Here is a 17,048-nt window from a genome sequence, read left to right as displayed (position 1 = left end):
CCGGCACGTTACGATAAATTCGCTGTGCTCACCAGTGCAGTTCCATCGGGAACTGGTCGAGCGTTTCGACGCCGCCCGAGGTCAACCGCACGATACGTTCCGTGCGCAAACCGCCGACGTTCGGCACCGTGATGGTCGCCTTCAGGGTAAAGACCATGTTTTCCTGCAGCACGGTCCTGTTGCCCGGCCCGATCCACGGCGCTTCTTCTTCCGGGTCCATGCCGGTGCCGTGACCGGTGCCATGGCCGCGCGCTTCGCTCGAGTATTGCTCGTAGTTCGATTTCACCAGCGCCTGCTGGATCACCGCATTCAGTTCCATGGCCGCCATACCGGGACGCGCGGCGGCAAGCCCCGCTTCGACCGCGCGCGCCGCTGCCGCGACGATCGCCATCTTCTCGGGATTCGCCGGACCGTAGGTGAAACCGCGTCCGCCATCGGCCACGTACCCACGATAACGCGCACCGATGTCGGTCATGATCAGGTCGCCCGGTTGCAGGATGCGGTCGGTGGGGCGCGCCAGGTTATACGCCGAGCGCGGACCGGATTGCACCATCGAATCGAACGCGGTCCGGTCTGCTCCTCCCGCGAGCATCGCGCGGTCAGCAATTAGAGCGAGTTCACGCTCGGTGTAGGGACGGCGGTCGACGAGCGCATCGCGAATCGCGGCCATCGCCGAATCGGTCAAGGCGGCGGCTTTGCGCATCAGTGCGACTTCGGCGTCGCTCTTGATCGCCTTGATTTCGGCTAGCACCATCGTCGGTTCGAGCTTCAATTCGTTGAGACCGGCGTTCAGGCGCTTCAACAGATCCGCAGGGATATAGGCGGCGCCGGCGAGGCCGACCGTGCCGCTGCGATGCCGCGCCGAAAATGCCTGCACCTGTTGCGTGACTTCACGCAGGCTGCGCACTTCGAAGGCGGTCACGCTCGTCGCGTAGTCGAAGCATTGATCCGACACAAACAGCACGGGGTCGCCGTCCACGGGCAGCAGCAGGATCGCGTTGGCGATGTCCGATACGCCGTCGAGCGGACGGAATTCGGTAAAGTAGCCGATGTTCGCGCCACGCCAGCAATCGCCAAAGGCAAGCAGGCCGACCAGCCCCGCCTTGTCGAGTGCGCTGCGGACCTTGGCGACGCGGCCGAGGAACTCGTCGGTGGTGATGCCTTCCGGCGGGATGTCTGTGGTACGAGTGTTCATTACTTCTTCGTCTCCTGTGTGGCTGCAGGATGCAGCCCGCCTCGATGCCCCTGAAGGGAATTCGCCCCGCCTTGGAATGCAGGCCGTCCTCTCCATAGTAGAATCGATCGATATGCTTTTATAATGAAAAATAACTCAGAATCTATATCGAGAAGGAATACCTGGAGATAATATCGTGACCGCAGCCATTCATCCGGACACCGGCGCAGGGGCCATCGCGACGAGCCGCTTCGACCCCACGCGTCTGAAGACACGTCAATTGGCCCTGATCGTTCAGCTCGATACCCATCGCTCGGTATTGCGGGCGGCGAACGCCGCGCACATGACGCAGCCCGGCGCGACCAAGTTGCTGCGTGAACTGGAAGAGACGATGGGTGTGGAGCTGTTCGAACGGCATCCGCGCGGTGTCGAGCCCACCTGGTACGGCGAGGTGCTGATCCGCCATGCACGCAGCGTGCTGGCGGAGTTGCGGCACGCGTACGACGAAGTGTCAGCGCTCAAAGCCGGCCTGACCGGGCAGGCGATGATCGGCACCGAAGTCACGGCGGCCACCAACCTCGTGCCACAAGCGGTGGCGCTGCTCAAGAAGCGCTTCCCGCAGATTCGCGTCAACATCGAGATGGAGTTCAGCGAGGTGCTGGTGCAGCGTCTGCAGGAAGGCAAGCTGGATATGATCGTCGCGCGAATCCGCAATCCGGACGACCTTGCGGAGCTGCACTATGCGCCGCTCGCAGAAGCACAGCACGCGCTGTTTGCACGCGTTGGCCATCCGCTCGTCAAGCGCAAGGCTCTGAGCTGGGACGAACTGGCGCCGCAAACGTGGATCTTGCCGCCAAAAGGCAACGTCATGCGCAATCAGTTCACGCAACTGTTTCTCGAACGGAAGCTCGCGTTGCCGACGGATGTGGTCGAGAGCTCGTCGCTGCCTGTCATCACGAGTCTGCTGCAGATGAGCGATATGATCGCGCCGCTTGCGCGCGAGCCGGTGCGGCCTTATTGCATTGCCGGTGCGCTCGAACCGCTACCGTTCGAACTCGATCTGAAGCTCGGACCGGCGGGCATCGTCACACGGCGCGGCGACAGGCTCTCGCCGGGCGCGCGGGCGATGCTGCAAGCGCTGCGCGAGGCCGCCGGATTCGACACCCAAGGCCCCGACGCCGACAGCGATTGACTTACCGCAACGGGACTCAGCGCGCGCCGTCCACCGCGACCCTTGCGCCGGGTTGTACTAACCATTCGTGAGCCGGCTCGTTATGTACGTGCCAGGCGCGGCGCGGACCGGCCATCACATTCAGGTAGTAGAGGTCATAGCCGTGCGCGGCGGCAACCGGGTGATAGCCGCGCGGCACCAGCACGACATGCTTGTCGTACGCCGCGAGCGTTTCGTCGAGACTGCGATCGTCGGTATAGACGCGCTGAATCGCGAAGCCCTGCGGCGGCGAGACGCGGTGGTAATAGGTTTCCTCGAGATAGGTCTGCTGCTCGCCATTGTCGGTATCGTGCCGATGCGGCGGGTAGCTCGACCAGTTGCCTGCGGGCGTCACCGATTCCACCACCAGCAAGCTCTCCGCCGGCTCGGTTTCCGGAAGGATGTGGCGCACGTGACGCAGATTGGCGCCAGCGCCACGGGTTTCCTGCCTGACCTCGTCAGGTGCAATGAAGCGCGGCGGCAGACCGCCCTTCGCGGGCGCGGAGCAGACGCCGAGTTCGACGTCGTCCGCGGCCACGATCGTGTAGCGCGTATGCGGGGGCACGTACATGGACCACGGCGCGCCATCGAACGGCGACATCCGAGCGCCGATCGCGCGGCTCGCGAGCCCTTCGCAACCGGCTGTTGCGTGCCCCCTGACGAGCACGACCACGACTTCGCGATCGCCCGTCTCCTGTGTGACCGTGGCGCCAACCTTCAGGTCGAAAACATCGAAGCCGACGTATTTCCAGCCGGCGCTCGTCGGCGTGATATGGATGATCTGGCCATCTTCGGCGTGCTTTGACGGTTTGACGAGCAGTTCGCTCATGTGTTCCTCCGGTTATTTAGGGCTGCTACTCGCCAGAACGCGGCGGTCGCTGCGGCTGCGTGCATGGCCGTGAAGCGGTACAGGCGTCCATGGCTTTGACGACGCCTTGTGCGCGAATCGCCGCCAGATGGCGTGCGACCTGCGTGACGAAGCGCGGCTGTGCGCGCAGATCGCATCCGAAAATCGACTCGATTTCGAACAGTGTTTGTACCGCATCGATGGCATCCGCGTGCAAGGTCGAGCGGACCGCCTCGGCCAGTGTGCCGGCGAGCGGGTCCGCGATGGCGTAGGTGCGGCCTGTCTCGTCCTGACCGCTCAGGTACGCGATCCAGCCGGCCAACGCAAAGGCGAGACGTTCGGTCGGCGCGCCGCTTTTCAGGTTGGCGCGCACGCTTTCCAGCCAGCGCTGCGGCAGTTTCTGCGAGCCGTCGGTCGCGATCTGTTGCAAGCGGTGATCGAGCGCAGTGTTGCGAAAACGCGTGAACAGTTCAGCGCGATAGCTGGCCAAAGCGGGGCGCGACAGCGTCGGCTCCACCTCGTCGCGCAACATGCTTTCGACAAAATTCGACACGGCCGGCGCCGCGATCGCCTGATCGACGGTGTCGTAGCCGATCAGCGACCCGAGGTACGCGAGCGCCGAATGCGCGCCGTTCAGCATCCGCAATTTCGCTTGCTCATAGGGACGCGCGTCACCCACGAGCGTCGCGCCTGCGCGCTCCCACGCCGGCCGCGGCCCCGCGAAGCGGTCCTCGATCACCCATTGCGAAAACGGCTCGGTCATCACCGGCCACGCATCGTCGGCACCAAGTTGCTTCGCCACGCGCATGCGATCGGCGTCGGTGGTGAGCGGCACGATCCGATCTACCATCGTGTTGGGAAACGCGCCCTCTCGCTCGATCCAGTCGGCCAGCACAGGATCCGCTTCGCGCGCGAACGCCAGCGTCAACGCGCGCATCGTGCCGCCGTTGGACGGCAGGTTGTCGCACGACAGCACGGTAAACGGGCCCAAACCGGCCGCGCGGCGCAGCGCCAGCGCGCGCACGACGAAGCCGATCGCGCTACGCGGCGCGGCGGCCTCGCGCAGATCATGAACAATCTCGGGATGATCGAACTGCAACGCGCCGCTGGCCGGATTGCGGCAATAGCCTTTCTCGGTGATCGTCAGGCTGACGATATGGCAGCGCGGATCGCTCATCGCATCGAGCACGGCGCCGGGCGACTGCGGCGCGACCAGCGAAGTGATCAGCGCACCGACCACCTGGAACGAATCCGCATCGCCGTTTCGCACATTCACGGTATACAGATGGTCCTGCGCAGTCAGCGCCTCCGACGTGTCCGCACGCCGCAACGAAACGCCGACGATGCCCCAGCGGTGATCGCCAGCGCGCAATGTGTGCTCGGTGTACACGGCCTGGTGCGCGCGATGAAACGCCCCGAGGCCCAGATGGACGATGCCCGGAGCAAGGCTCGTGCGATCGTAGGCGGGAACGACGACTTCGCCAGCGGCGCGCGGCGCGAGCGAAGCCACAACGGCATTACTCAGCTGCATGATAGGCCGGATGTTTGGCGAGGCCTTCCCAGATGCCGTTCAGGTAGACCGCACCCAGCGCGCGATCGAACAGCCCATAGCCGGCGCGGCCCGTTTCGCCCCAGATCATTCGCCCATGGTCCGGCCTTGCATAGCCTTCAAAGCCGGTTTCGAAATAGGCCTTGACGATTTCCGCCATGTCGAGCGAGCCGTCGGCCGAACGATGCGAGGTCTCATGAAAGTCGCCTGCGGCATTGGTTCGCACGTTACGCAGGTGCGCGAAATGAATCCGGCCACGCGCGCCGAACTCGCGCACCAGTGCCGGAATATCGTTCTGCTGGTCCGCGCCTAGCGAACCGGAACACAGTGTCAGGCCGTTGGCGGAATCGTCGACGATCGCCAGCACGCGCTGCAGGTCAGCGCGATTCTTCACGATGCGCGGCAGGCCGAAAATCGGCCGCGGCGGATCGTCGGGGTGGATCGCCATCTTGAGGCCGGCTTCTTTGGCCACCGGAATGATCGCGCGCAGGAAGTAGTCGAGATTGGCCCAGAGATCGGCTTCGTCTAGCGCTTCGTAGTCGCGCAGCAGGATTTTCAACTGTTCGGGCCGATAGCTCGCGTCCCAGCCGGGCAGCTGGATACCCTGGCTGACGTCGAGCTCGCGGATCGCTTGCGTGTCGAACGCGAGCGTCGTCGAGCCATCGGGCAGGTGCATTTCCAGCGAGGTGCGGGTCCAGTCGAAAACCGGCATGAAGTTGTAGCAGACCACCTTCACGCCGCAGGCGCCGAGGTTACGCAATGTCTCGCCATAGTTGGCGATGAGCCCGTCGCGCGTCGGTCGGCCCAGCTTGATGTCCTCGTGCACCGGCACGCTTTCGATCACTTCCAGTGTCAGCCCGTGAGCCTCTATCTTCTGCTTCAGCGACAGGATCCTGTCGATCGGCCACACCTCGCCCACAGGCACGTCATAGATCGCCGAGACGACCCCGACCATGCCGGGGATCTGGCGAATATAAGCGAGCGGCACAGGGTCTGCGTCGCCATACCAGCGGAAGGTCATTTTCACGATCGAGTCTCCTCCTCGTACGCTCGCCTCGCCTTCGACGCAGGCAGCGCATCAATGAATGGTCGGTTCGGCCCTTCCGTATTGGCCCACGGCGGCGAGGCGGCGTCTGGACGCCTTGCGCTTGTCGGGGTTCACGCGTCGGGGCGCAGCCAGGAGTCTGCATACTAGCGGCGATCGACATGCCTTTATAATGAAGAATAACGCTCGATCTATACCATTATGGAATACATTAGGCTGGCGGTTGCCGCTCGCCTGCTGCCAGAAACAGTACGCGCGACTTGTTCAAGCCATCTGCAGCCTGCCAGTTCTACTCGTTGATGACGTAAGCTATCCTCATCATGTCGCCTTTGTACGACTCAACTGCCTTACCGCGACAGAACCCCTGATCGAACGGCGCAAGGTGATTAGCTCGCTACCGACTCACGACGACAGATCCGCCAGCCGCCCTAACCACAGACCTTCAGGCACGTTCCGCTCGAGGAATATGTTGCAGGCGAAGTCCGCGTTGCGCTCGGGAAAGTCTTCGCGGTAATGACCACCGCGGCTCTCGCGCCTGACAAGCGATGCCGAAGCCATCAATTCACCGACCTGGATCAAGTTCGCCAATTCGATGCCCCGCATGAGCTCAGCCGGCGTGCCGATTACCGTGTCCTGAAACAAGTGGTTTCGCGTCTCCCTGCAGACACGCCTGAAGGTCTGGAGCCCGGCTTCCTCGCGCACGATCAGCAAATAACGGTTTGCACACTGCTGAATCCGTGCTTTCAGTTCGTCCAGCGTGTGCCTGCCATTTCGGCGGAATTGCGTGGCGACCGTGCGGTTGTCGTCCAAGGCCCCGGTCGTCGCGCGGTGCGTCGTCTTTTTCGCGCGTTCGGCCGCGGCGAGGCCCGCCCGGCGGCCGAAGACCTGGCACGTCAGGGCCATATTGCCGCCGAGACGGTCTGCGCCATGTGGACCCGCTGCCACCTCACCCGCAGCGAACAGACCCTTCAGATTGGACTGTGCGTTTTCGTCTATATATAACCCGCCGTTGATCGCATGCGCGGAACAGGCGATCTGCACTCTGTCCCGATAAAGGTCGACGCCGTGCTCCTTATACCATTGGCAGGTTAGCGGCCACATCCTTGCGATGCTTCGGCTCTTGTCGGCCAGTATCGATTCGAGATCGCACCCGGCGAAGTCGAGAAATACGCCTCCTTCAGCCGTGCCGCGGCCATCGTTGAGTGCCTTCTGAATCGAAATTTCGACGTAGCGTGAGATGTCGCTCGAGCTGAACGGAAAGTGCCGCTCTTTTTGCCGAATGACATCTTCCTGAGCCAGCCCCGTCGGCAAATAGTCAGGGACGAACGCCCTACCATCGCGGTCGGTGAGATTCGGGTGCGCGTCCCACAGGTAGTTGCCGAACAGGTTGACGAAAGGCGTCAGCACGCTCACACCGGCCTGCATGAACTCCATGTTGACCAGTCGCGCGCCCGCGCGATAAGCCATTGCATAGCCGTCGCCGGTAATGTCCGATGGATACAGGTTTTGGGCGAACAGCTGACTTGCACCCCCGGTGGTAAGAATCGTCGACTTGGCACGGATCAGCATCGGGTTTCCATCCGAATCGATCGCGTATGCGCCGAGACATTCGCCGTCCTGCGACAGCAGGTCGACGATCATCAACCGGTCCATGACCTTGATGCCGCGCCGGGACGCTTCGGTCCCCAGCGATTTCACGATTGGTTTGAAGTGCTCATGAATCACATGCGAGCGCGGCTTGGAAGAAAAGCATGCGCGAAAAACCAGGTAGTGGTCGTCCTCGCGCTCAAACTTTACGCCGTATTGTTCGAGGTAGCGCAGAGACTCATGCGCTTCGTTCGCGAGAATCGCGCTCAAGCGCGGGTCCGCCATGCCTTGAGCGGCATGCAGGATATCGGCGAGAAAAACATCAGGATTATCGCTGTGATCCCCTGCTCCGTCCGGCACATTGAAGGCGCCTACTTCAGCTACGCTATGAAACGTCGCGCCGCTTTTGCGAAATTCCCCTTTGATCACAACCAGCACGTCAGCGCCGCTGGAATCCGCCTCGAGCGCGGCCCGCAGCGCAGCGCCGCCGCTGCCAACGACCAGCACATCCGTACTGACATCCCTGCACCTGTCACTCATGCCTGCTTCCCCTGTTTTCATCGACGCGTACGGCACGCTCGCCGCATGGATGGCTTCAACCCCGCTTCACGCGACTCCGCCTTTTGCCGCGACCGCCGCAACGGCCTCGGCGTCCTCGGCAACGCTGATTACGCCGTCCGCCAGCAGCGAGTCGATCATCGGCCGGTTCATTCCCACCCCTGACAAGATGTCGATCGTGTGCGCGCCCAACCGTGGCGGCGGCATACGGATAGCTGGCGCGCTGCCGTCGTAGCGCACCGGGTGATTGACGAGCGTCACGGGGCTGCCGGTTGCACCTTCGACTGTCTCGAAGCTCTTCAGGTGGCGCACCTGCGGATCGGCGACCACCTGCGCATAGTCGTTGACGCGCGTGTGCCAGACATGATGCCGTTCGAATAGTGGCAACCAGTGCGCCGTCGTGTCCTGCGCAAGCCGGCGCGCAAGCCGGTCGGAGATTTCCTGCTGCTCGTCGAATGCGCGCTTCACGGGAATCCGTTCCTTTTCCGGGATCCCGAGGATCTGATAGATGATGTCGAAAGGACTCAGCGACAGTGCGATGAAACCGTCCGCAGTTGCATATATGCCGTACGGTGCGGGGAAGTACCAACCTGATACACGCCCCGCCTGTCGCACGTCGTCATGGCCGTCGCCGTTCAGGAAACACGTGAGAGACTCCTGTTGCAGATCGAGCGCAGCCGCCAGCAAGCTTACGTCGACCCGGCAGCCCTCGCCCGTACGCTCGCGGTTGAGCAGTGCCGTCAGGATACCGTTCGCATACAGCGCAGCGCCGTGATGATCCACGACAGACACGCCCACCGCGCGTGGACCGTCCTCCCGGCTTCCGGTGATTGTCGCGATACCCGACATGGCCTGAATGATCAGGTCCTGCCCCGGCCGACTGGCATAGGGTCCATCTGGACCGAATCCCGAGCCGGACGCATAGATGATGTCCGGCTTGACTGCCTTGAGTGCCTCGTAACCCAATCCCAGCTGTTCCATCACACCGGGACGGTAATTCTCGGCGACCACGTCGACTTGAGGCAGCAAGCTCATGACGATATCGATCGCCCGCGGGTCCTTGAGATTCAAAGCCAGACTGCGCTTATTGCGATTACCCATCAAAAGCAGCATCGTCTGCCCATCGATGGCGCGGTTCGCGCCGCCCCACTTGCGCTGAAATGCGCCGTCGACGGGTTCGACCGATATGACGTCGGCCCCGCAATCGGCGAGGTGCTGCACGCCCAAAGGCCCCATCAGAAAATGATTGAAGCTGAGAATGCGGATACCATTCAGCCCGTTCATATAATCTCCGTTGCGTCGTGAGTCCGGCTGTCGGGTGAGGTGGACCAGGGTTCTACTGAACTCCGCGTTCGCCCTGAACATTCGGAAGACCGCGGCGTGGGTATCTGCATCGATGCCGGTCAGAACTAAAGGAAAGCGTTGCCGATCGCGTCGAGAGGCGCATGCGCGAGGCCCCAATGGTCAGCGACCCTTGAAGCGCGGCGGCCGCTTTTCGACGAATGCGCGGTGGCCTTCGGCGCGATCCTCGGTCTTGAACACGTCGAGATTCGCCTCATGCTCGCACTGCAGGCCTTGTTGAAGGTTGGTCTCGAACGAATCGAGCACGGCGCGCTTGGCCAGTCGGACCGCGAGCGGCGCGCGGGCGGCAATCAGCGACGCGATCTCGACGGCGCGTGCGATGCTGCGTGCCGGCGCGACGACCTCGGTCACAAGTCCGTGGCGCTCGGCCTCGGCTGCCGTCAGCGGCTCGCCGGTAAGCACGAGTTTCATCGCCAGTGTCTTGCCGAGCACCCGCGGCAGGCGCTGGGTCGCGCCATCGCCCGGAAGGGCGCCGATGACGATCTCTCGCTGCGAGAAGGTCGCGTCGTCCGCCGCGACGACGATATCGGCCAGCATCACCAGTTCGTGGCCACCACCGATGGCGAAGCCGTTGACCGCGGCGATCAGCGGCTTCGGAAAGGTTTCAATCGCCTTCCAGCTCGCGAGGCGCACCGGGTCCGCATACCCTGCGACCCCGCGTCCCGCCATGTCGGCAATATCCGCACCGGCGCTGAAGAAACGCTCGCCGCCGGTGAGCACGACAGCCCTGACTTCGTCGCTGACTTCGGCTGCCGCGAGCACGCGCGCCAATTCCACCAGCAGCGGCACACACAGCGCATTGCGCTTGTCGTGATGATTCAACGTGATCAACCAGACGAAGCGAAGTGGTTGTTCCAGCTTCAGGTACTTCAGGTCCTCGAATGCGGCCAGCGGGACCGGCGCCGCGCCGCTTCGCTCGACGTGAGTCGTGTTCATGATGAGCCTCCGTTCTCGTGTTATTTGATTGCCAGCAAGTTCGGCAGGAAGCGTGGGATATGCGGGAAGACGATGATCAGCAGCAGGTCGACCGCCAGCGCGAAGATGAACGGCAGGATCGCCCGAGTCGCTTTTTCGACGGACACGCCGCCGATGGACGCAGCCGTAAAGAGGCAAAAACCAATCGGTGGCAGGTTGATACCGATGGCTGAGTTGACCAGTACGATGACGCCGAACACCACCGGATCGATATGCATTTGCACGACGAGCGGGAGGAACACAGGGATCACCACCGCAATACTCGAGATCGTTTCGAGTACGGTATGGGCTACCAGAAGGAAGAGATTGATCAGGATCAGCAACACGAACGCGCTGGTCGTCACGGCCAGGAAGCTGTTGGCGACGTGTAACGGAATTTGCGCCTCAATCAGATAGCGGCCGAGCACGAACGCGAGCCCGAGAAGAAACGATACCCGCGTGGTATTGATGGCCGTGCGCGTGAGTATTTCCCCGAACTGCGACAGCTTGAGCGACTTGAAGATGAAGGCGCTCACCAGCGTCACATAGAACGCCGCGACGACGCCTGCTTCTACCGGCGTGAAGACGCCGCCAAGGATCCCGCCCAGAATGATCACGGGCGTCAGCAATGCCCAGCTCGCCTGTCTGAAAGTCGTCCACAGCCGCCTGGCGGAAAACGCTTCGACCGCCGTATAGTTCTGGCGCACGGCAGTCAGGTAGTTCACGAGCATGAAGGAAACGACCACCAGCAGCATCGGCACTATCCCCGCGACGAACATCGTTCCGACCGAAACGTTGGCGGTGTAGGCGTACACCAGCATGCTCATCGACACGGGCGACAGCAATCCGAGTGAGCCCGCTGCCGACTGCAGCGCGACTGCGAACGCGCGTGAATATCCCTGCTTGACCATCCCGGGGATCATGACCGAGCCGATCGCTGCGGTATCCGCAGTCGCCGAACCGGAGAGGTCGGCGAAGAACATACTCGCAACGATCGTCACCTGTCCGATGCCGCCGCGCATGAAGCCGACAAGCGCCTGCGAAAAGTCGATGATCCGGCGCGAGACGCCGCCCGCATCCATGATTGCGCCTGTCAACATGAAGAACGGGATGGCCAGCAGGCCGACGTTATTCAGGTTCGAAAACAGCTGCTGCGGAATCACCAGCAGCGGGGTTCCATTCAGCGTCAATGCAATCGTCGCCGCAATGCCGATGCAAATGGCCACCGGTACACCCAAGCCGAGGAACCCGGCGCCTAGAGCGAGTGCCCACATGTTGATTCACCTCAGATATGTTCGGAGACGCCCTGCAACAGAGACTGCCTCGTTTGCGCGCAGGGCGCGAGATGAGAAACCGCGATTCGCACCGCGGAATGAAAGACCAGCAATGCGCCGCAGACGGGAATCGAGAGATATGGGTACGCCATTGAGATCGGCAGAGAGGTCGCAGTTTCGGTGCCCATCAGCTCCAGCATGTCGCCACCGTACATAAGGAAGACCACGCCGAGCGCGAGGACTACGCAGTCGGTAAGGTCCGACAGTGTCTGCGCGAAAGCGGGCGGACAACGGTCGGCCAGTACCCGCACCTCCGGATGAACCCGCAGCTTGGCTCCTGCCGCCGCACCGAGGCACGTGAGCCACACGAACAGATAAGCCGCGAGCTCGTCGGACCACGACAGCGAGTTGTGCAGGATGAAGCGGAAGACCACCCCGAGGCCAGCGACGAACACCATCATGAGAAGTAGTCCACCGCATAGGAACAGCGTGATCTTCAGGACCAGGTCATCGATAAACAGGAGATTACGGGCAAGCTTTTCCATGGCACTCTCCCTTCATTTCGAAGCGACAGCGGACTTGTCGGCCGCCTTGATTTCCTGATAAAGCGCCTGGCCATCGGGAATGTCGCTGAGCAGGCCCTCGCGCGCCCTTTCGGTCGCGGCGGCCCACGGCACCGTGTTTATCTCGGTCACCTGGGTGCCATTCTTCTTCATCATTGCGAGCGCGTCGTCGTACTCGTGCTTGTATTCTTTCATGTCATAGTCCGCGGCGACGGCGGCAGCGGCCTGAAACGCCTGCTGCTCGTCAGGCGAAAGACGCGTCCAGGCGCTCTTGCTCATTGCCAGCACCACGGGCAGGTAGTTCACGTGGGTCAGGTAGTAATGCTTCGCGACATCGGAAAATTTGTCCTGGATGAACTGCTCCGGTGACGTATCGCCGCCGTCGACCAGGCCTTGCGAAAGCGCCAGAAATAACTGGTTATAAGGCAGTGGCGTCGGATTTGCGCCCAGTGCCTTATAGCCCGCGATATAGCCGCGACTCTGCATCACTCGAACTTTCATATCCTTCATGTCATCGAGCGAGCCGACGGGCTTTCTAGCCGTGAACAGATTGCGTTCGCCCACCGACAGCCAGGTCAAGCCGATCATGTTGACCGTCGGCATCATGTCGAGGAACTTGCGGCCGACCGGTCCTTGCAGAACCCGGTTGGCGTCGTCGATGCTGCTAAAGAGATAAGGCGTATCGAAGATCTGCCACTGCTTGATCGTGTTTCCGATCGGCGCCTGCGCGGAAATCATGAGCTCCTGGGTGCCGGTGCGCAGCGCTTGTGCCATCTGCACTTCGCCGCCGAGCTGTGACTGCGGGAAGATCTCGATCTTGACCTTGCCGTGGGTTCGCTGCGCGACCTCCTTCGCGAACACTTGGGCAGTTAGCTGATAGTGGTTGTCCGGGGCGAGGGTGTGGCCCAGCTTCATGACGATCGGCTCGTCCGCGCGGGCAACGCTTGCGACAACGACGCCCGCTGCGAGCAGCGTACCCACTATCATGGCGCGGCATGCGCGGCGCGCGCTGAAGAATGATTTCATTTCGTCTCCTTCCGTACTGGAATGTAATTTTCGCGCCGCGTCAGGCCGATCCGTCTGCAGGCGCTCCAAGTATTCGTGAGTGCACGCAACGGGCGTTAGGACCCGCCGCCCGATTTCTTGTACTTTTTTACGTCGTCTTCGATGGCACGCGTTTCCCAGACTGCTTGGCGATTTATCCGGCGCACACGGGGCGAAAACCCTTGGTGGTATTGACTAATAGCTGACCGGGGCAATCCGCGGCCGCTTGCGGATCGGCCGAAGACTGCAATCACTGCGTGCATACAGTCAAAAAAGTCCAAGCATTCGCCCAAACCGTCCTAACGGTCAGCAACCCGCACTCATTAAATTTGAGTCACACCCGCCGGCCCCAATCAACAAAGAACAGGCCGGCTCCGCAACCGACTCTCACTTCCAGAACCACCATGGCCAAACGCCCGCACATGGATTGTTACGCGGTCGGCGACACTGCCGATTGCGCCAAGACCGTAACTGAATTCGATATCTACGGCTTCGCCGGGATCGTCGGCGATTTCTATGCGGTGCATTTGAACGAGGAATTCGCCAAAACCACGCGCTTCGAGAAGCGCATTGCGCAAGGATGCCTGTCGGTCGGCTTCTTATCGACCGTGATGGGCTATATGGCGCAAAAGGCGCCGAGCCCCGGTGCGGTTTCTTACCGATACGACATCACGTTCAATGCGCCGGTATTTATCGGCGACACGGTCACCGCCCGCCTCACGCTGCGCGAGAAGGACGACGATCGCAACATGTGCGTTTTCAGGGCAGACGTCACGCGCCAGGACGGCACGGTAGTCGCATCTGGCGATACCTATCTGAAGGTGCTGTAACGCAGCCCCCGGCTTCAACCCATCTCCCGCTTTTTCACAGAGTCGAACATGCCGCATTGGTTAAACGAACAACACACCGCGATACGCGACGCCGTGCGCCGTTTCGCGGAAAACGAAATCGCTCCTGTCTCGGAAGAGCTTTGGGAAGCGGAAGCCTTTCCTTACGACATCTGGAAGCGTGCCGGCGAGCTCGGCTTCGCCGGCCTCCCTTATCCGGAGAGTTGGGGTGGCGGCGGTGGCGAATGGCTTTCCTATGTAATCGTGCTAGAGGAACTCGCACGGGTAGATTGCGCAATCGCCAACTCTCTAATGGCCAATTCAACGGTCGCAAGCCTGCTTTCCAACTATGGCACCGATGAGCAAAAGGATCGTTATTTGCGCCCTATCCTCGACGGCCGCAAGGTCGGCGCGATCGGATTATCGGAGCCCAACGCAGGCTCCGACGCGGCCAACATCGCGACGCGTGCGACGCTGGAAGGCGACCAATACATCATCGATGGATCGAAGACCTTCATTAGCAATTCCGGCACGGAAGTGACCGGGCCGGTCGTCATCGCCGCGGTAACGGGAACGCGCCCCGACGGCCGCAAGGAAATTTCTAACTTCATTGTGCCCAACGGCACCCCCGGTTTCAGCTACGGACGCAAACTGCGCAAGATCGGCTGGCGCGCATCGAGCACCTACGAGTTGTTCTTCGAGCGCTGCACGATCCCGACCGCCAACCTGCTCGGCGAACGCGGAGCGGGCTTGCGACAGACGCTCGCCCAGATCAGCACGGGCCGAATCCTGATCGGCGCGCTCGCTCTAGGCATCCTGCAGGGTTCACTGGATCGGTCGATCGCGTACATGAAGGAGCGGCGCGCATTCGGCAAGCCGATCGCCGAGTTCCAGTCGCTGCAGTTCAAGATCGCTGACATGGCGGCCCACGCGCACGCCGCGCGACTGATGCTCTACGATGCCGCCGCGCTCAAAGATGCAGGCGTTCGCTTCGATCAGCAGGCGTCGATGGCCAAGCTCTTCGCCACCGAACGCGCGATGGAGGCTGCTCATCAGGCGTTGCAGGTACATGGCGGTTACGGCGTGATGAGCGAGTACCCAGTGTCGCGCGCATTCGGCGACGCCAAGGTGCTGGAGATCGTCGAGGGCACCTCGGAGATTCAGAGAATGATCATCTCGCGAAACCTGCTTGCCTGAACCCTCAGTCAAACAGATACGGACACGCGGTCAGGAGACAAGTCATGCTGGAAGGCATCAAGGTGTTAAGTTTTACTCACTTCTTGCAGGGCCCCGCCGCCGTGCAGATGTTGGCCGACGTCGGCGCGGACGTGATCAAGATCGAACCGCCGGGCGGCGCGTTCGAGCGCAGTTGGACCGGCTTCGATGCGTATGTCGAAGGTGTGAGCATGTTTTTTCTGCTCGGCAACCGCAATCAGCGCAGCATCTCGCTGGATCTGCGCGACGAGCGCGCGCGAGAGATCGTCTGGCGGCTGATCAAGGAAGCCGATGTCCTGATCGAAAACTACCGGCCAGGCGTCCTGCAGCGCATGGGCTTCGGTTACGACGATGTCCGCGAGATCAACCCGCGGCTCGTGTACTGTTCGTGCACCGGCTACGGGTCATCGGGACCGTATCTCAAGCGGCCAGGGCAGGACCTGCTGCTGCAGGCCGTCAGTGGCATGACGATGCTCTCCGGCCAGGCCGATTCCCCGCCCACGCCAGTCGGATCCGCGATCGTCGACCAGCACGCGGCGGCGTTGGCAGCCTTCGGCGTGGTCGCGGCCTTGCAGGCGCGTGAACGCACCGGCAAAGGCACGCTGGTCGAAAGCAACCTGCTCAACGCGGCGCTCGATCTTCAGATCGAGCCGTTCACCTACTACCTGAACAACGGACCACTCTGGCCGCGCACGGACCCGCCGACCGGCAGCCGGTTCCATCCGTCACCCTACGGAGTTTACCGGACTCTCGACGGCTGGATCGCCGTTTCGCTCACGCCCACTGAGAAGCTGGCGGCGGCCTTGTCTCAGCCCGTGCTGGCCGGGTTTTCGCACCCAAAGGACAACGTGCGCCGCCGCGACGAATTGAACCGCATCGTTTATGACGCGCTGACCGCGCGCACGACGGCCGACTGGATGACGACCTTCGATGAGCACGACATCTGGTACGCGCCCGTGAACGACTACCATCAGGTCGAGGCCGACCCGCAAGTGGCGCACAACCGCATCATCATGGAGGTCGAGCATCCGCAGGCCGGGCCGATTCGTTTGCTCGCGCATCCGGTTCGATACGACGGCGCAGCACCACCGCTCACCCGTCAGCCGCCGCGGCAAGGCGAACACACCCGCGAGGTGCTCGCCGAACTGGGCTACGAGCCGGACGAAATCGATACGCTGGTCGAAGCGGGCGCGGCGCTGACCGGGCGGAGAACTGCATGAACACTCATCTGAATCAGTGCCACGAGATGCTGCGCTTTGACGATATCCAGATTGGCCGCTGCCAGGTACTCGTGCGTACCATCGCGGAAAGTGACGTGAACGCTTTCGGCCATCTGTCGGGCGACCTCAACCCCTTACACATGGATCAGCACTTCGCGGCACGCACGCCATTCGGCCACCGCGTGGCGCACGGCCTGCTGACCGCGGCATTGGTGTCGACGACCCATACCGGCTTGACCGGTCCCGGCTTCGTCTACGTCGGGCAGGAGTTGCGCTTTCTCGGACCCGTCTTCATCGACGATACGATCAGGATCCATGTGACCGTAGTCGAGAAGAAACCCGCCAAGCGCATCCTCGTGATGGACACCATGGTTCGCAATCAGGACGGCAAGCCGGTGCTGACCGGACTGTCGGCGCTGAAGGAATTGCGTTTCCAATGATCTGACAATCGGCAGGCGAGGCCAAACCTTTGCGGGTTTTCGACAACAGCCGTCACGCCGCTTTGCTAATTACAATTACACTACGTTCGATGCCGACCGGCGAAGGAGAAACAGCACGCTTGATTTAGCCAAGGAGTGAGCTGGCTAAGCGAGCCAAACAAGTGAGCTGGATGCAGGAG

General features: G+C 61.9%; 15 protein-coding genes. 5 read left to right on the top strand and 10 right to left on the bottom strand.

All coding sequences use genetic code 11. From position 1 onward, the window contains the following. Positions 1–28 precede the first annotated feature (28 nt). Positions 29–1,195, bottom strand: a complete 1,167-nt coding sequence (locus OKW45_RS00385) for a M24 family metallopeptidase (protein ID WP_018424309.1) — start codon at positions 1,193–1,195, stop codon at positions 29–31. Positions 1,196–1,370: 175 nt separating this feature from the next. On the opposite strand from OKW45_RS00385, the gene OKW45_RS00380 reads away from it, so the two are divergent. Beyond that, positions 1,371–2,366 carry a LysR substrate-binding domain-containing protein gene (locus tag OKW45_RS00380; RefSeq protein WP_018424308.1) on the top strand — a complete coding sequence of 332 codons (996 nt, stop codon included), beginning with the start codon at positions 1,371–1,373 and terminating at the stop codon, positions 2,364–2,366. A 16-nt stretch (positions 2,367–2,382) separates the two neighbouring features. Here OKW45_RS00380 and iolB read toward each other — a convergent pair whose 3' ends face one another. The 9 genes from iolB to OKW45_RS00335 form a co-directional block, all read right to left on the bottom strand. Further along, the gene (gene iolB, locus OKW45_RS00375; protein ID WP_429465165.1) at positions 2,383–3,213 is read right to left on the bottom strand and encodes a 5-deoxy-glucuronate isomerase; all 831 of its coding nucleotides are present in this window, start codon (positions 3,211–3,213) and stop codon (positions 2,383–2,385) included. Between the two features lie 25 nt (positions 3,214–3,238). After that, the gene (locus OKW45_RS00370) at positions 3,239–4,762 is read right to left on the bottom strand and encodes a mannitol dehydrogenase family protein (RefSeq protein WP_429465163.1); all 1,524 of its coding nucleotides are present in this window, start codon (positions 4,760–4,762) and stop codon (positions 3,239–3,241) included. Further along, positions 4,749–5,807 carry a mannonate dehydratase gene (gene uxuA, locus OKW45_RS00365; RefSeq protein WP_429465161.1) on the bottom strand — a complete coding sequence of 353 codons (1,059 nt, stop codon included), beginning with the start codon at positions 5,805–5,807 and terminating at the stop codon, positions 4,749–4,751. Before uxuA ends, OKW45_RS00370 begins: the two co-directional genes overlap by 14 nt. Before the next feature lie 420 nt (positions 5,808–6,227). Continuing rightward, complete coding sequence (locus OKW45_RS00360; protein ID WP_429465159.1) at positions 6,228–7,952, bottom strand: FAD-binding protein; 1,725 nt, start codon at positions 7,950–7,952, stop codon at positions 6,228–6,230. Positions 7,953–8,018: 66 nt separating this feature from the next. Continuing rightward, the gene (locus OKW45_RS00355) at positions 8,019–9,335 is read right to left on the bottom strand and encodes a CaiB/BaiF CoA transferase family protein (protein ID WP_429465157.1); all 1,317 of its coding nucleotides are present in this window, start codon (positions 9,333–9,335) and stop codon (positions 8,019–8,021) included. Positions 9,336–9,434: 99 nt separating this feature from the next. Then, positions 9,435–10,268, bottom strand: a complete 834-nt coding sequence (locus tag OKW45_RS00350) for an enoyl-CoA hydratase-related protein (RefSeq protein ID WP_429465156.1) — start codon at positions 10,266–10,268, stop codon at positions 9,435–9,437. A 20-nt stretch (positions 10,269–10,288) separates the two neighbouring features. Continuing rightward, positions 10,289–11,560, bottom strand: coding sequence for a TRAP transporter large permease (locus tag OKW45_RS00345; protein WP_429465154.1), 1,272 nt, complete (start codon positions 11,558–11,560; stop codon positions 10,289–10,291). An 11-nt stretch (positions 11,561–11,571) separates the two neighbouring features. Continuing rightward, complete coding sequence (locus tag OKW45_RS00340; RefSeq protein ID WP_018424300.1) at positions 11,572–12,105, bottom strand: TRAP transporter small permease; 534 nt, start codon at positions 12,103–12,105, stop codon at positions 11,572–11,574. Positions 12,106–12,117: 12 nt separating this feature from the next. Continuing rightward, positions 12,118–13,218 (bottom strand): TRAP transporter substrate-binding protein, encoded by a 1,101-nt coding sequence (locus OKW45_RS00335; protein WP_429465152.1) that lies wholly within the window; start codon positions 13,216–13,218, stop codon positions 12,118–12,120. A gap of 206 nt (positions 13,219–13,424) precedes the next feature. Between OKW45_RS00335 and OKW45_RS00330 the strand changes: the two genes are divergently transcribed. From OKW45_RS00330 to OKW45_RS00315, 4 genes are read left to right on the top strand one after another with little or no spacing between them, the layout of a single operon-like run. Beyond that, positions 13,425–13,997: a MaoC family dehydratase gene (locus OKW45_RS00330; RefSeq protein ID WP_429465150.1), complete on the top strand. Its 573-nt coding sequence runs from the start codon at positions 13,425–13,427 to the stop codon at positions 13,995–13,997. Between the two features lie 48 nt (positions 13,998–14,045). After that, positions 14,046–15,191 carry an acyl-CoA dehydrogenase family protein gene (locus tag OKW45_RS00325; protein WP_018424297.1) on the top strand — a complete coding sequence of 382 codons (1,146 nt, stop codon included), beginning with the start codon at positions 14,046–14,048 and terminating at the stop codon, positions 15,189–15,191. 44 nt (positions 15,192–15,235) lie between these two features. Further along, complete coding sequence (locus OKW45_RS00320) at positions 15,236–16,429, top strand: CaiB/BaiF CoA transferase family protein (RefSeq protein ID WP_429465148.1); 1,194 nt, start codon at positions 15,236–15,238, stop codon at positions 16,427–16,429. After that, on the top strand, positions 16,426–16,869 hold the full coding sequence (locus OKW45_RS00315; protein WP_018424295.1) for a MaoC family dehydratase: 444 nt from the start codon (positions 16,426–16,428) through the stop codon (positions 16,867–16,869). The genes OKW45_RS00320 and OKW45_RS00315 overlap by 4 nt, the downstream gene beginning before the upstream one ends. Positions 16,870–17,048 lie beyond the last annotated feature (179 nt).

The sequence above is a fragment of the Paraburkholderia lebeckiae genome, from assembly GCF_050436225.1.
GTDB classification, from domain to species: Bacteria; Pseudomonadota; Gammaproteobacteria; order Burkholderiales; family Burkholderiaceae; genus Paraburkholderia; species Paraburkholderia tuberum.
The sequence above is the reverse complement of the archived record's forward strand: the minus strand, read 5'-3'. Positions and strand labels throughout refer to the sequence as shown.